The 13,121-nt window shown below is 72.8% G+C and carries 12 protein-coding genes; 8 read left to right on the top strand and 4 right to left on the bottom strand.

What is annotated here, in order from left to right:
- The 4 genes from BJF77_RS04845 to BJF77_RS04830 all read right to left on the bottom strand — a co-directional run.
- The coding region (locus BJF77_RS04845) for a TRAP transporter large permease subunit (RefSeq protein WP_139318447.1) at positions 1–610 on the bottom strand (610 nt) is incomplete at its 3' end.
- 5 nt (positions 611–615) lie between these two features.
- Positions 616–1,230, bottom strand: a complete 615-nt coding sequence (locus BJF77_RS04840) for a TRAP transporter small permease (RefSeq protein WP_075871437.1) — start codon at positions 1,228–1,230, stop codon at positions 616–618.
- On the bottom strand, positions 1,227–2,273 hold the full coding sequence (locus tag BJF77_RS04835) for a sialic acid TRAP transporter substrate-binding protein SiaP (RefSeq protein WP_075871436.1): 1,047 nt from the start codon (positions 2,271–2,273) through the stop codon (positions 1,227–1,229). The genes BJF77_RS04840 and BJF77_RS04835 overlap by 4 nt, the downstream gene beginning before the upstream one ends.
- The gene (locus BJF77_RS04830; RefSeq protein WP_075871435.1) at positions 2,270–3,358 is read right to left on the bottom strand and encodes an Ldh family oxidoreductase; all 1,089 of its coding nucleotides are present in this window, start codon (positions 3,356–3,358) and stop codon (positions 2,270–2,272) included. The genes BJF77_RS04835 and BJF77_RS04830 overlap by 4 nt, the downstream gene beginning before the upstream one ends.
- 246 nt (positions 3,359–3,604) lie before the next feature.
- Here BJF77_RS04830 and BJF77_RS04825 point away from each other — a divergent pair, with 246 nt between their 5' ends.
- The 8 genes from BJF77_RS04825 (at position 3,605) to BJF77_RS04790 (ending at position 12,694) form a co-directional block, all read left to right on the top strand.
- Positions 3,605–4,630, top strand: a complete 1,026-nt coding sequence (locus BJF77_RS04825; protein ID WP_075871434.1) for a zinc-binding dehydrogenase — start codon at positions 3,605–3,607, stop codon at positions 4,628–4,630.
- Positions 4,627–5,394: an SDR family NAD(P)-dependent oxidoreductase gene (locus BJF77_RS04820; RefSeq protein ID WP_075871433.1), complete on the top strand. Its 768-nt coding sequence runs from the start codon at positions 4,627–4,629 to the stop codon at positions 5,392–5,394. The genes BJF77_RS04825 and BJF77_RS04820 overlap by 4 nt, the downstream gene beginning before the upstream one ends.
- Positions 5,395–5,483: 89 nt before the next feature.
- Positions 5,484–6,158 (top strand): bifunctional 4-hydroxy-2-oxoglutarate aldolase/2-dehydro-3-deoxy-phosphogluconate aldolase, encoded by a 675-nt coding sequence (locus BJF77_RS04815; protein WP_075871432.1) that lies wholly within the window; start codon positions 5,484–5,486, stop codon positions 6,156–6,158.
- Entirely contained in the window at positions 6,155–7,120 is a 966-nt protein-coding gene (locus BJF77_RS04810; RefSeq protein ID WP_075871431.1) for a sugar kinase, read from the top strand. Before BJF77_RS04815 ends, BJF77_RS04810 begins: the two co-directional genes overlap by 4 nt.
- 95 nt (positions 7,121–7,215) lie before the next feature.
- Positions 7,216–8,160 carry an NAD(P)-dependent oxidoreductase gene (locus BJF77_RS04805; RefSeq protein WP_075871430.1) on the top strand — a complete coding sequence of 315 codons (945 nt, stop codon included), beginning with the start codon at positions 7,216–7,218 and terminating at the stop codon, positions 8,158–8,160.
- Positions 8,161–8,504: 344 nt separating this feature from the next.
- Positions 8,505–10,031, top strand: a complete 1,527-nt coding sequence (locus tag BJF77_RS04800; RefSeq protein ID WP_075871429.1) for a sodium:solute symporter — start codon at positions 8,505–8,507, stop codon at positions 10,029–10,031.
- Between the two features lie 42 nt (positions 10,032–10,073).
- Positions 10,074–11,753, top strand: coding sequence for an amidohydrolase (locus BJF77_RS04795; protein WP_075871428.1), 1,680 nt, complete (start codon positions 10,074–10,076; stop codon positions 11,751–11,753).
- On the top strand, positions 11,750–12,694 hold the full coding sequence (locus BJF77_RS04790) for a GTP-binding protein (protein WP_075871427.1): 945 nt from the start codon (positions 11,750–11,752) through the stop codon (positions 12,692–12,694). The genes BJF77_RS04795 and BJF77_RS04790 overlap by 4 nt, the downstream gene beginning before the upstream one ends.
- The last annotated feature ends 427 nt before the right edge of the window (positions 12,695–13,121 follow it).

The raw sequence follows: 13,121 nt of genomic DNA, 5'->3' as shown, positions 1-13,121 counted from the left end.
AGCGGGGCAGCCGCAGCTCCTCCTGCTTGCGGGTCAGGAACCACACCGTGGTGCACAGGGCGGCCACGAGCACCAGGGCCGGGACGACGCCGGCCATGAACAGCGCCCCGACCGAGACCCCGGCGGTCACCGCGTAGATGATCGCGGGGATGCTCGGCGGGATCATCGGGGCGATGAGGCTCGAGGCCCCGGTCACCCCGAGGGCGAACTCCGGCTTGTAGCCGCGCTGGACCATGGCCGGCACCTGCACCCGGCCCATGGCCGCGGCATCGGCGATCGCCGCGCCGCTCATCCAGGAGAAGCCGAAGCTGGTGGCAACGTTGACGTAGCCGAGGCTGCCGCGCAGGTGCCCGATGGCCGCCACGGCGGCGTCGTAGAGCTTGTCGGTGACCCCGGAGACGTTGGCGAGGTTGCCCAGCAGGATGAACATCGGCACGGCCAGGATCGCGAAACTGTCCACCCCGGAGACCGTCTGCTGGACCGCGGTGCCCATGTCCAGGGCCGGGTCCGAGATCACGTAGACCAGGGACGGGATCAGCAGCGCGAAGGACACGGGCACGCGCAGGGCCAGCAGCAGCAGCAGACCGATCAGCATCAGGAGAAGAGTCATGGGTCCTACACCGCTTCCCGCTCGAGGTTTTCCATGGCCTCCGGCACCAGCTCCGGGTGCCGGATGTTCAGATAGACGTGCAGCACGGCGTGCAGGCAGATCAGCCCGAAGCCCACCACCGCCGAGGCGTAGACCATGCTCATGGGCAGGGAGGTGGCCGGAGCGGCCAGCCGGGCCGCGCCGGCGGCGAAGCCTGCGCCGGCCCAGGTCATGACCCCGGAGGCCAGGACCACCATGATCAGGGCGAAGGTGTCCATCAGGATCCCGCCCTTCCGGCCGAGCTTGCTGGCCACCAGGTCCACGGCGATGTGGATGCGCCGGGCCATCACGAACCCGGCCGAGACGAACGCGAACCACAGCAGCGCGAACCGGGCGAGCTCCTCGGTCCAGGTGAACGGGCTGTTGAAGACGTAGCGGCTGACCACCTGCAGGATGATCAGGCCCAGCGTGGCCACCAGGAAGGTGCAGGAGGCCACGCGCTCGGTCACCACGAGGTAGCGGTAGACCCTGCTGCGCTGCTCCAGGTAGTCGGGCTCGTCCGGCTCCTGCGGCACGTGCAGCCCCGAGGCGAGGTTGTGCTCGTGCGGCGGGGTGAGGTCCGCCTCGGCGCGCTCACTCACTGACGGTCCTTGATCTGCTGGTAGAGGTCGCCCCAGGGCTGCTCGAGCATGGCCTCCTCGGCGGCGGCGGCGAAGGACTCCCGGTCGACGTTCTCGTTGACCTGGATCCCGTCGCCGTTCTTCCACTCCTCCAGCACGGACTGCTCCTGCTCCTCGATGCACTGGCGGGTGGCGTCCGCCGCGGCGCCCATCGCCGAGTCCAGCGCGGTGCGCTCCTCCTCGGTGAGGTCCTCGTAGACGGAGCGTCCGGTGGTGATCTGCACGCCCTGGATCATGTGCCCGGTGAGGTTGATGTAGTCCTGGACCTCGTTGAACTTCGCCGTGGCGATGGTCGGGATCGGGTTCTCCTGGGCGTCGATCACGCCCTGCTGCAGGGCCAGGTACACCTCGTCCAGCGCCATGGGGGTGGCGGTGCCGCCCATGGCCTTGATGTTCTCCAGGTACAGCGGGGCGTTGGGGGTGCGGATCTTCAGCCCCTGGAAGTCGTCCGCGGTGGCGATCTCCTTGTTGGCGGTGACGTGCCGGGTGCCGTAGTACCAGCTGGAGAGCACCTTGAGGTCGGCGGACTCGTAGAGGTCGTCGAACACCGACTTCATGGTGTCCCCCTCCACCGTTTCCACGAAGTGGTCGACGTCCTCGAAGAGGTAGGCCGCGTCCAGGACCTCGGCGGGCTTGTGCCAGACGCCCAGGAAGGACGGGCCGGCGATGGCCATGTCGAGGCTGCCGTTGGCCACCTGCTCGAGGGACTCGGCCTCGTTGCCGAGCTGGGCGGCCGGGAAGCTGTCGATCTGCAGACCGCTGCCCTGCAGCTCCTCCTTGAGCGTGCTGACGCCGCACTCCTCGACCGGGTGGCCGGCGTCGTAGACGTGGGCGAGCCGCAGCGTCTTGGCGTCGGGGTCGGCCGCGGCCACGGTGCTGCGGTCCACCGGCTCCCCGACGCCGCAGCCGGTGAGGAGCAGGGTCGCGGTGGCGGCGACGCCGAGGGCGGCCGCCGTGCCGCGGCGGGCGGTGATCGAGCGGCTGAGCGAGGTCTTGCGGGTCATGGCTGGGTCCTTTCGGAGACGGTCGGTGCTGAGGTGGGGACGGGGTGGACGGGATCGAGGTCGAGGCGGGCGGCGAGCTCGGCCAGCTGCTCCGCGGTGGACGCGGGGAGGGCGACGACGGCGGCGTGCTCCTGCTCGCGGAGGCGTTCCGGGTCGCCCGGCGCCAGGACGGGGCGGCCCCCGGGGCCGGAGCCGCGGACGCGGTCCTGCAGGGTCCGGACCCGCGCCTGTGTGTGCTCCCGGCCGCCGAAGGCGGCGGTGTCGAGGCCGATCAGCAGGTGCCCGTTGTTCATCCGCGAGGCGGGGTTGGACCAGATGTCCACGGTCTCGAAGGCGTAGGTGGCGTCCGTCAGGGAGGCGGAGAAGGCCTCGAGCAGCACGGACACGGCGGATCCCTTGTGCCCGCCGAAGGGGATCATGGACCCTGCGGCCGCGGCCACGGGGTCCGTGGTCGGCCGGCCCTCGGTGTCGACGGCCCACCCCTCTGGCAGCTGGGTGCCCTCGTTGCGGGCCGCGATCACCTTGCCGTAGGCGCCGTTGCTGGTGGCGAGATCGGCGGTCAGCGGCCACTCCCCGGCGCTGGGCGCGCCCAGGGTGAGCGGGTTGGTGCCCAGGACCTTCTCGGTGCCGCCGTGCGGGGCCACCACGGGGCCCGTGGTGGAGGTGAGCACGGTCAGGAAGCCGGCGGCGGCCAGTTGGTCGCTCCAGAAGGCGCCGGCGCCGTAGTGGCTGCTGTTGCTGACGGCCACGGCGGCGATGCCGTGGGCGGCGCCGCGCTCCAGGACGTAGTCCACGGCCGCCTGCATGGCCACCTGGCCCAGCGCCGCGTCGGCGTCCAGGGCGGCGACGGACCCGGTGTCGCGGGTCCAGGTCAGAGCCGGAGCGGCGTTGATCCCGCCCTGCCGGAGCGCGTCGGCGTAGAGCGGCAGCCGGAGCAGGCCGTGGGAGTAGATGCCCCGCTGGTCCGCCTGCACCAACGACCGCGCGGTCAGGTCGGCATCGGCCTCCGGCACGTCGTGCGCCACGAGAACCTGGGAAGCCAGGCGGATGAGGCCCTGGACGTCGAACTCCGCGGATGCGGTCATCGTCACCCTCCTTGAATATATGGATTGGCTGGATCCTATATGTGATCTGCGTCATGGGCAATGGCGTGACGAGGACACGGAGCTCGCCGGTCCGTGGTCACGTTCGCCGACTCGGGATACACCGAGCCGTTGACCACTCCTCGAGGCCTATATAGGATTCGAACCATTCCTACAGGACATGTGCCGTGGATCACAAGAGCCCGACGGCAATCCATGCCTGGACCGACTGCCAGAGAGGCCCGCACCATGCAGGCAGCCACCTACACCGGCAACCGCACCGTGGAGATCGCCACCGTCGACGAGCACCCGCCCGGAGCCGGCGAGGTCCAGATCGAGGTGGCCTACACCGGCATCTGCGGCACCGACCTGCACGTGCTGCACGGCAGCATGGACGCCCGGGTCACCCTGCCCGCGGTCATCGGGCACGAGATGTCCGGGCGGATCGCAGCGGTCGGCGACGGGGTCGAGGGCTGGACGGTCGGGGACCCCGTGACCGTCATGCCGCTGGACTGGTGCGGGGAGTGCCCCGCCTGCCGGGCGGGGCACCAGCACATCTGCCAGCGCCTCGACTTCATCGGCATCGACTCCCCGGGCTCCCTGCAGGGGCGCTGGAACGTCCCCGCCCACGTCCTGGTGCGGCTGCCCGAGTCCCTGCGCCTGGACCACGCGGCCCTCGTGGAACCGGTGGCGGTGTCCGTCCACGACGTGCGACGCGCCCAGCTGCAGCCGGGCGAGAAGGCCGTGGTCATCGGCGGAGGGCCCATCGGGGTGCTCATCGCCACCACGGCCCGGCACCTGGGCGCGGAGGTCGTGGTGATCGAGCTCGATCCCGGCAGGCGCGGGATGATCCAGGAGCTGGGCTTCGAGGTGCTGGACCCCACGGCCCATGACCAGGTCGCCTGGGTCGAGCAGTGGACCGGAGGCGCCGGCGCCGACGTCGTCTTCGAGGTCTCCGGGGCGGCCCCCGCCGTGCTCGGCGCCACCGCCCTGGCGAGGGTCCGGGGACGGCTGGTGGTCGTCGCCATCCACCCCCAGCCCCGCCCCCTGGACCTGCAGCGGATCTTCTGGCGGGAGCTGTCCGTCGTGGGGGCCCGCGTCTACGAACGAACCGACTTCGAGACCGCCGTGGAGATGCTCACCGCCGGGGTGGTGCCGGCCGAGCAGCTGATCACCGCGATCGTCCCGCTCGCGGACACCGCGGCCGCCTTCGAGACCCTGGCCTCCGGTCAGGCCATGAAGGTCCTCATCGACTGCCAGGCGGGGACGGCATGAGCCGGGACCTGTTCGACCTCACCGGCAAGCTCGCCGTCGTCACCGGCGCCAAGCGCGGCATCGGCCGGGCCATGGCCGAGGCCCTGGCCGCCGCCGGGGCCGACATCATCGGCGTCAGCGCCACCCTCGAGCCGGAGGGCAGCGCCGTCGGTCAGGCCGTGGAGGCCTTGGGGCGATCCTTCACCGCCCGCACCGTGGACTTCACCGACCGGGACGCCGTCACGGCCCTCGGCCGGGACCTGGCCGGACTGGACCGACCGGTCGACATCCTGGTGAACAACGCCGGGACCATCCAGCGCGCGCCGGCCGCCGAGCACCCGGACGCGCTGTGGGACGAGGTCCTCCAGGTGAACCTCTCCTCCCAGTTCGTCCTCACCCGGGAGGTGGGCCGGGCTATGCTCGCCCGGGGGTCCGGCAAGGTGATCTTCACCGCCTCGCTGCTGAGCTTCCAGGGCGGCATCAACGTTCCGGGCTACACCGCGTCCAAGTCCGGCATCGCCGGACTGACCCGGGCCCTGTCCAACGAGTGGACCGCCCACGGGGTCACGGTCAACGCCATCGCCCCGGGCTACATCGCCACGGACAACACCGCGGCCCTGCGCGAGGACCCGGACCGCTCCCGGGCCATCCTGGAGCGCATTCCTGCAGGGCGCTGGGGCGCCTCGGAGGACCTCGCCGGCGCCATCGTCTTTCTCGCCGGCGCCGCCTCCGACTACGTCTCCGGCATCGTCCTGCCCGTGGACGGAGGCTGGCTGGGGCGGTGAGGCGCCCGGACCGCCGCCCCCGCACAGCCGTCCCCGCCTCACGTCTCCTCAGCCAACCTGTTCTCCAGCCGCCAGTGAAAGGACTCCCCATGCTTCCCGCGCACGACGACGGCGGCACACTCCGTCCGCCGCCCTCCGACCTCCTGGCGACCACCCGGGTGGTTGCCGTGCTGCGAGCGGCTCACGCCCGCGAGTACGACCCCATCATCGAGGCCCTGGCCCGCGGCGGCGTGCGCAGCATCGAGCTGACCCTCAGCACCGCCGGGGTCTTCGCGGAGCTGCCCGTGCTGCTCGAGCGGTTCGGCGCCGACGTCGAGATCGGCGTGGGCACCGTCACCACGGCCCAGGAGGCCGAGGCGGCCCTGGACCGGGGCGCCGCGTTCGTCGTCACCCCGACCACCGACCCCGCCGTCGTCACGACCTGCACGCGCCGCGCCGTCCCGGTCTATCCCGGCGGGCTCACCCCCACAGAGCTGCACACCGGGTGGCGGGCCGGAGCGACGGCGGTCAAGGTCTTCCCCGCCTCCCTCGTCGGACCCGGCTACCTCGCGCAGCTGCGCGGCCCCTTTCCCGACCTCCAGGTCGTCCCCTCCGGCGGGGTGGGGATCGAGGACGTCCCCGCGTGGCTGGAGGCCGGCGCGCTGGCCGTGAGCCTGGGCGGGCCGCTGCTCGGGGACGCCTTCGCCGGAGGCGACCTGGCGGCGCTGACCACCCGGGCCCGGCGGGTGCGCGCGCTCGCCGACCAGGCCGGAGGACCGCGATGACCGCCTCGGATCCGTCTCTTCCGTACGTCCTGACCTTCGGGGAGACCATGGCGCTGATGCGCGCCGACCGGCCCGGGCCGCTGGCCCACGCCGCCGGCCTGAGCCTGGGCATCGGCGGCTCCGAGTCCAACGTCGCCATCGGCCTGCGCCGCCTCGGCGTGCCCGCGGTCTGGTGCGGGCGCGTCGGCGACGACTCGCTCGGGATCCTCGTGGAGCGGGAGATCCGCGCCGAGGGCGTGGACGCCCGCGTCACCGTGGACCCCGACGCGCCCACCGGCCTGATGCTCAAGGAGAGCCGCACCCCCTCGGTCCAGCGCGTCACCTACTACCGCAGCGGCAGCGCCGGCTCCCGGCTGTCCTCCCAGGACGTCGACGAGGACCTCGTCGCGGGCGCGGGCATCCTGCACCTCAGCGGCATCACCGCGGCCCTCTCCGCGCAGTGCCGGGAGACGCTGCACCACGCCGTCGCCGTGGCCCGCGCCGCCGGGACCCTCGTCTCGTTCGACCTCAACTTCCGGGGCAACCTGTGGGACCGCGAGACGGCCGGGCAGTTCTACCGGGAGATCCTCCCCCACGCCGACCTGGTCTTCGCCGGCGACGACGAGGCGGTCATCACCGTCGGGGCCGGCGCCGACCCCGTCGAGCTCGCCCGCCGGATCGCCGCCCACGGCCCGCGGCAGGTCGTGATCAAGCGCGGGGCCGACGGCGCGGTGGCCCTGATCGACGGCCAGGTGCTCCATCAGGAGGCCGTGCCGGTCGAGGCGCTGGACACGGTCGGCGCCGGCGACGCCTTCGTGGCCGGCTACCTCGCCGAACTGCTCCTGGACCGCGGGCCCGGCGAGCGGCTCGAGACCGCTGCGAGGACCGGGGCGTTCGCCTGTCTCGTGCCCGGGGACTGGGAGGGCTTCCCCCGCCGGCACGAACTGGAGCTGCTCTCCGGCACCGAACCCGTCATCCGCTGATCCGCTCCCCGTAGCGTGGACCCCAGCCCCTGCCGGGCATCCCGCCGCGCGGCGGGATGCCCGACGCCCCACCCCGACCAGGAGAGCCCGACCCGATGAAGATCCTGATTCCCGACACCACGGACATCGACCCCACGGACCTCACCGACCACGAGGTCGTCCGCTACGACGCGGCGGTCCCCGTCCCGGCGGAGCACGCCGACGCGGAGGTCGTCGTCGTCTGGGGCACCCCGCCCGACGCCCTGCAGGAGACGGCCCGCCGGCTCTCCCGCGTGCAGCTGGTGCAGGCGCTGGCGGCCGGTCCGGACAGCGTCCTGGAGGCCGGGTTCCGCGAGGAGGCCGTGATCTGCACCGGGGTCGGCCTGCACACCCTGCCCGTGGCCGAGCACGCACTGGCGCTCATGCTGCACCTGGTCCGGCAGCTGCCGACCGCGGCGCGAAGCCAGGAGGAGCGCTCCTGGGACCCGCGGCTGGGCGGGCTGCAGCCGCTGCACCCCGAGGACCGGGTCACCACGCTCCTGGACGCGCACGTGCTCATCTGGGGGTTCGGCGCCATCGGGCAGCACCTGGCCGGACTGTGCACCGCGCTGGGCGCCCGGGTCACCGGCGTGGCGCGTAGCGCCGGTGAGCGCGGCGGATACCCGGTCGTCACCCCGGACCAGCTGCCCGAGCACCTGCCCGGGACGGACGTGCTCGTCCTGATCCTGCCCCAGGACCCGGCGACCGAGCGGGCGCTGAACCGTGAGCGGCTCGACGCCCTGCCCCCGCGCGCCCTCGTCGTGAACGTGGGGCGGGGATCGACCGTCGACGAGGACGCACTGGTGGACGCCCTCGACGCCGGGGCCATCGCCGGCGCGGCGATCGACGTCGCCGCCCAGGAGCCGCTGCCCGCGGAGTCCCCCCTGTGGTCGGCGCCGCACCTGACCATCACCCCGCACATGGCCGGCGGCCGGCCCATCGGGGCCGCGCCGCTGCTGCTCGAGAACCTCCGGGCCCTGGCGCAGGGCGGCGACTTCACCAACCGGGTCAACCGCACGTGAGCACCGGACCGGGGCGTCCGGTGACGCGCAGCGCCCGTTCCTGACGACGGCCTCGCGCACACCGCTCAGGAGCACCGTTCGGAAGAGCCCGCCGGGACGCCCAGCAGGGCATCCAGCCCCTCGGCCCCCGTCCTTGCCGGCCGACCGGAATGCCCGCTTTCCGGACGTCGGACTTGTGGGAGCCCCCTCCGCGCCGCAAGGATGAACCCGTGCCCGAACCCTGCCTCGGGGACCTCCCGCCGCAGCACGTCCGCGGCGGCCCGCCGGCGGGAGGCTCTGCACGCGGTGTGCAACCGATCAGGTGCGAGAACCGAAGAACCCCGACAGGAACGGCGGTAGGGCCCATGAACTGGTATCTGGTGTGGATCGTGGGGTTCCTGCTCCTCCTCTTCGCCGTCAGCGTGCGGTCGGCGCAGACGGTGAAGACCGCGGACGACTACGCGATGGCCGACTTCCGCCTCGGCTTCTTCCCGATCTGCGGCTCGGTCATCGCCACGGTGACGGGCTCGGCGGCGCTGATCGGCGGGGCCGGCCAGGGCTTCGAGCTGGGGATCTCCTACGCCGTCACCGTCATCAGCTTCACCCTGTTCACGATCGTCGCGGTGCTGGTCCTGGGTCCCACGATCCGCGCCCTGCGGCTCTACACCGTCCCGGAGCTGTTCGCCCGCCGGTTCGGGAAGCTCTCGGCCCTGATCCCGGCGCTGATCATCGGCTTCCTCTACATGACCCCCACGTTCGGCATGCAGCTGGTGGGCATGAGCTCGATCCTGTCCTCGATCACCGACCTGCCGGTCTTCTGGGGCATCGTCCTCGGCTTCGCGGTGACCCTGGTGTTCACCATGATCGGCGGAATGCCCAGCGTGGCCTGGACCGACACCGTCCAGACCGTCGTCATCGTGGCCGGTGTGGCGCTCATGCTCGTGCTGGGCATCGTGTACGTGGGCGGCCCCTCGGTCGTCGTCGAGGCCACCCCCGGCCGCCTGCTGGACTTCGGCAGCATCGGCTTCACGGAGCTGCTCAACTGGTTCCTGGTCTTCGGGCCGTTCTACATCGTCTGGCAGACCACGTGGCAGCGCCTGACGGCGGCCCGCTCCACCCGGACCGGGATCTCCGCCGTCGTCGTCGGGTTCGTCATCTCCGGGGTCATCGCGGTGCTGGCCATCCTCATCGGCATCACCGCGGTCCAGGCGTTCCCGGCCGGGACGGACCCGGACGCCGTCTACACGTCGTTCGTCGCGGAGGTGTTCCCCGGGTCCGTCGGCGGTCTGCTCATGGTCTCGCTGCTGGCGGCCCTGCTCACCGGCGCCACGTCGTTCCTGCTGAGCGGGGCGATCAACATCTCGAAGGACATCTACCAGGGGTGGGTCAACCCTGCGGCCGACGACGCCAGGATCCTGCGCGTCTCCCGTCTGTCGGTCGGCTTCATGGCCGTACTCGGCCTGCTGATCGCCCTGTGGGTCGAGGACATCATCGCGATCTACCAGGTGGCGCTGTCCTTCACGGCGGCCGCGCTGGTCGCGCCGGTGCTCGCGGCCATGTTCTGGGAGCGGGCCACGAAGGCCGGCGTCATCGTCAGCACGATCGGCGCCCTGGCCGCGACCCTGCTCTGGCGCCTGGCCGGGCAGCCGTTCGGCCTGCACGAGATCGCGCCGGGCCTCGTGGTCTCGGCCGTGCTGCTGGTCGTGGTGAGCCTCCTGACGCCCCACGCGCGGGAGGAGCAGGTCACCGCCTACGTCCACGAGTTCCGCCGCGGCCGCCTGCGCGCACCGGACGCGCCGGACGCGCCGGACGCGCCGACGGAGGACACCGCGGCGCCGACGGGGCAGGACGGTCCGAGCCTCGCGGCACCCCGCCGCGACGGCCGGGACTGAGCCGACCCCGCGGACGCCCGAGCCCACCACCGAGAGGACCCCATGGAGCCCACCACCGTCTACCCGGCCCGCACCGTCCGCACCATGGACCCGGCCCGGCCCGTGGTGGAGGCCGTCGCCGTGCGCGGCGACCGGATCCGCGCCGTCGGAGGCGTCGCCGAGCTGCTGTCCTATCCGGGCGCGGAACTCGACGAGCGATACGCGGACGCCGTCCTGCTGCCCGGCTTCGTCGAGGCGCACAGCCACGCCGGCTCCGGCAACGTGTGGGCCAGCACGTACGTGGGCCTCGTGGACCGCACCGATCCCGACGGGCGCCGGTGGCCCGGCTGCCGGACCATCGACGAGGTGCTGGACCGGCTGCGGGAGGCGCAGGCGGAGCTGGACGCCCCGGACGCTCCCCTGCTGGCCTGGGGCCTGGATCCCATCTACTTCCCGGGGCAGCCGCTCGCCGCCGCGGAACTGGACCGGGTCTCCGCCACGCGCCCGATCCACGTCTCCCACACCAGCGGGCACGTGTGCGCCGTGAACTCCGCGGTCCTGGACCGGTTCGGCATCGACGCCGCCACCCCCGTTCCCGGGGTGGTCAAGGACGACGCGGGCCGGCCCACCGGGGAGCTGCGGGAGTTCGCGGCGATGGGCCTCGTCGGCGAGCTCACCGCGGGCTCCGGCCTGCTCACCATCGACGCGCGGGCGCTGCGCCGGTTCGGCCAGGACGGGGTCAACACGGGCACCACCACGCTGACCGACCTGGGGTCGCTGATCCTGATGGACGACGACGGCGTGGCGCTGTACCGCTCGAGCGTCGACGACGACTTCCCGGCCCGGCTCAACGTCTTCCACTTCGGCGCCGGCGTGGGTCCCGTGTCCCGCTCCCTGCCCGAGGCCGCGGAACGGCTGGTCCGGCTCCGGGAGCTGAACACGGAGCGGCTGCGCTTCGGCAACGTCAAGCTCATGCTGGACGGCTCCATCCAGGGCTTCACCGCACGCCTGCTGGAGCCGGGCTACCTCAACGGCGAGCCGAACGGGATCTGGGCCGTGAGCCCGGAGGAGTTCCGCGAGGCCTTCGAGACGTTCCACCGGGCCGGGCTGCTGATCCACGTGCACTGCAACGGGGACCAGACCACCCAGCTCTTCCTGGACACGCTCGAGGCCGTGCTCGTGGCGCACCCCCGCCCCGACCACCGGCACACCTGCACGCACTCGCAGCTGAGCACCGCCGCCCAGTACCGGCGGATGGCCGCCCTGGGCGCGTGCGCCAACGTCTTCGCCAACCACATCTGGGCCTGGGGCGACCAGCACATGGATCTCACCGTGGGCCCGGACCGGGCGGCGCGCATGAACGCCGCCGCCACGGCGCTGCGGCTGGGCGTGCCGATCTCGCTGCACTCCGACACCCCGGTCACGCCACTGGGCCCGCTGCACTCGGTCAAGCACGCCGTGACGAGGCTGACGGTGTCCGGGCGGGTCATGGGCGAGCACGAGCGGATCGGCGTGCAGGAGGCCCTGGAGGCCGTCACCGTCGGCGGGGCGTACCTGCTGAAGATGGACCACGAGGTCGGCTCGCTCGAGGCCGGCAAGTTCGCGGACCTGGCCGTCCTGGCCGAGGACCCGCTCGCCGTGGCCCCCGAGGAGATCGGGGACATCCACGTCCTCGGCACGGTGGTCGGCGGCCGCCACCACGCCACCCGGGTCCCGGCCCCGCCGGCGGGCGCGGCGCCGTGACCGCCCGGCTGGGGATCATCGGCGGCTACCTGGGCTCGGGGAAGTCCACGCTGGTGAACCGGCTGCTGGCCGGGGTGCTGCCCGGCCGCACCGCCGTGGTCGTCAACGACTTCGGCAGCGTCAACATCGACGCGGACCTCATCGCTTCGGCCTCCGGGGACACCGTGGAGCTGACCAACGGGTGCATCTGCTGCCAGATCAGCGACGACGCCCTGCGCACCATGACCGCCCTGGCCGCCCGCGGGGACCTGGACCACGTGCTGTGCGAGGTCAGCGGCGTGGGCGACCCCGCCCAGCTGGCCGCGTGGCGGGACTTCCCGGGCTTCTCCCCCGGCCCGGTGCTGGTCTGCGCGGACGCGACCGCCGTGCGCCGGCTGCTGCGGGACCAGTACGTCGGGGACACCGTGCGGCGGCAGCTCGCCGCGGCCGAGGTGGTCCTCGTGACGAAGACCGACCTCGCGCTGCCCGCCGGGACGCAGGAGGCGGTCGAGGCCTGCCGGGAGGCCGCACCGCAGGCGCGTCTGCTCGTGCAGGATCCCGCCGACCCCGGCGCGGCGGCGACGGCCGCCTTCGCCGGCCCGGCCCCGGGGACGCAGAACGGCGGAGCGCCGCCGGACGACCCCGCGGACCGCCACGCGACGACCCACAGATCCGCCGCCCTGGAGGACCTCGGCCCCCTCGACGTCGCCGCGTTCGCCCGGGTGCTGGCCGGGCAGGCGGGGCGGCTGGTCCGGGCCAAGGGATTCCTCCAGGATCCGGTCGGGCGGTGGCACGAGATCCAGCTCTCGGGCGGACGGGTGGACCTGCGCCCCCATCCGCCCGGCCGGCCCGCACCGGAGCACCCGGCCCTGGTGCTCATCGCGGCGGGCCCGGACGCCGAGGACATCCTGGACGAGGTCCGTACCGTCCTGCTCCACGCAGCAACCTCCCGGCCGGGGTGAGCCCCGGCCTCGGCGGCTCGGTCGTTTCCGCGGGGACGCCGGCTTCCCCGGCGTCGTCCGGGACCGAGTTACCGGGATGGTCCCGGCCGGGGGCTTCGCGCCCGCAACGAAATGTTGCCTGTGGTGTGCGTCATATTCAGGCACCGTTTGCGAGCCCGGCGGCAGATCCTCCATGGTGGTCGTGGGGAAAGACCAGGGCCTGACCAGAGGCACTTCTGGTCACCCGCAGCCGTTGCGCACCACTCGCTGGACAAGGGAGTCCCCGAGGCGGTCGCAGCGGCCGTCCCTACCCTGAGGGGGGAGCGCTGGAGGCGGATCGTGCTGGGGGGCATGATCCGCCTCCAGCCATGTCCGCACCCTTTCGTGCACCGCCGAGGGTCTCCTGCAGCCGGGCCGTTCGCCGCACCTCGATCAGGGTGCTGTGTCC

It is taken from the genome of Kocuria sp. CNJ-770 (genome assembly GCF_001942375.1).
Lineage (GTDB): Bacteria > Actinomycetota > Actinomycetes > Actinomycetales > Micrococcaceae > Kocuria > Kocuria oceani.
The sequence above is the reverse complement of the archived record's forward strand: the minus strand, read 5'-3'. Positions and strand labels throughout refer to the sequence as shown.

What these genes read in the sequence shown, in the direction of transcription:
- BJF77_RS04800 (WP_075871429.1), top strand. Translation starts at nt 8,505, where the DNA reads ATGAACTGGTATCTGGTGTGGATCGTGGGGTTCCTGCTCCTCCTCTTC.
- BJF77_RS04810 (WP_075871431.1), top strand. Translation starts at nt 6,155, where the DNA reads ATGACCGCCTCGGATCCGTCTCTTCCGTACGTCCTGACCTTCGGGGAG.
- BJF77_RS04820 (WP_075871433.1), top strand. Translation starts at nt 4,627, where the DNA reads ATGAGCCGGGACCTGTTCGACCTCACCGGCAAGCTCGCCGTCGTCACC.
- BJF77_RS04830 (WP_075871435.1), bottom strand. Translation starts at nt 3,358, where the DNA reads ATGACCGCATCCGCGGAGTTCGACGTCCAGGGCCTCATCCGCCTGGCT.
- BJF77_RS04825 (WP_075871434.1), top strand. Translation starts at nt 3,605, where the DNA reads ATGCAGGCAGCCACCTACACCGGCAACCGCACCGTGGAGATCGCCACC.
- BJF77_RS04795 (WP_075871428.1), top strand. Translation starts at nt 10,074, where the DNA reads ATGGAGCCCACCACCGTCTACCCGGCCCGCACCGTCCGCACCATGGAC.
- BJF77_RS04815 (WP_075871432.1), top strand. Translation starts at nt 5,484, where the DNA reads ATGCTTCCCGCGCACGACGACGGCGGCACACTCCGTCCGCCGCCCTCC.
- BJF77_RS04805 (WP_075871430.1), top strand. Translation starts at nt 7,216, where the DNA reads ATGAAGATCCTGATTCCCGACACCACGGACATCGACCCCACGGACCTC.
- BJF77_RS04835 (WP_075871436.1), bottom strand. Translation starts at nt 2,273, where the DNA reads ATGACCCGCAAGACCTCGCTCAGCCGCTCGATCACCGCCCGCCGCGGC.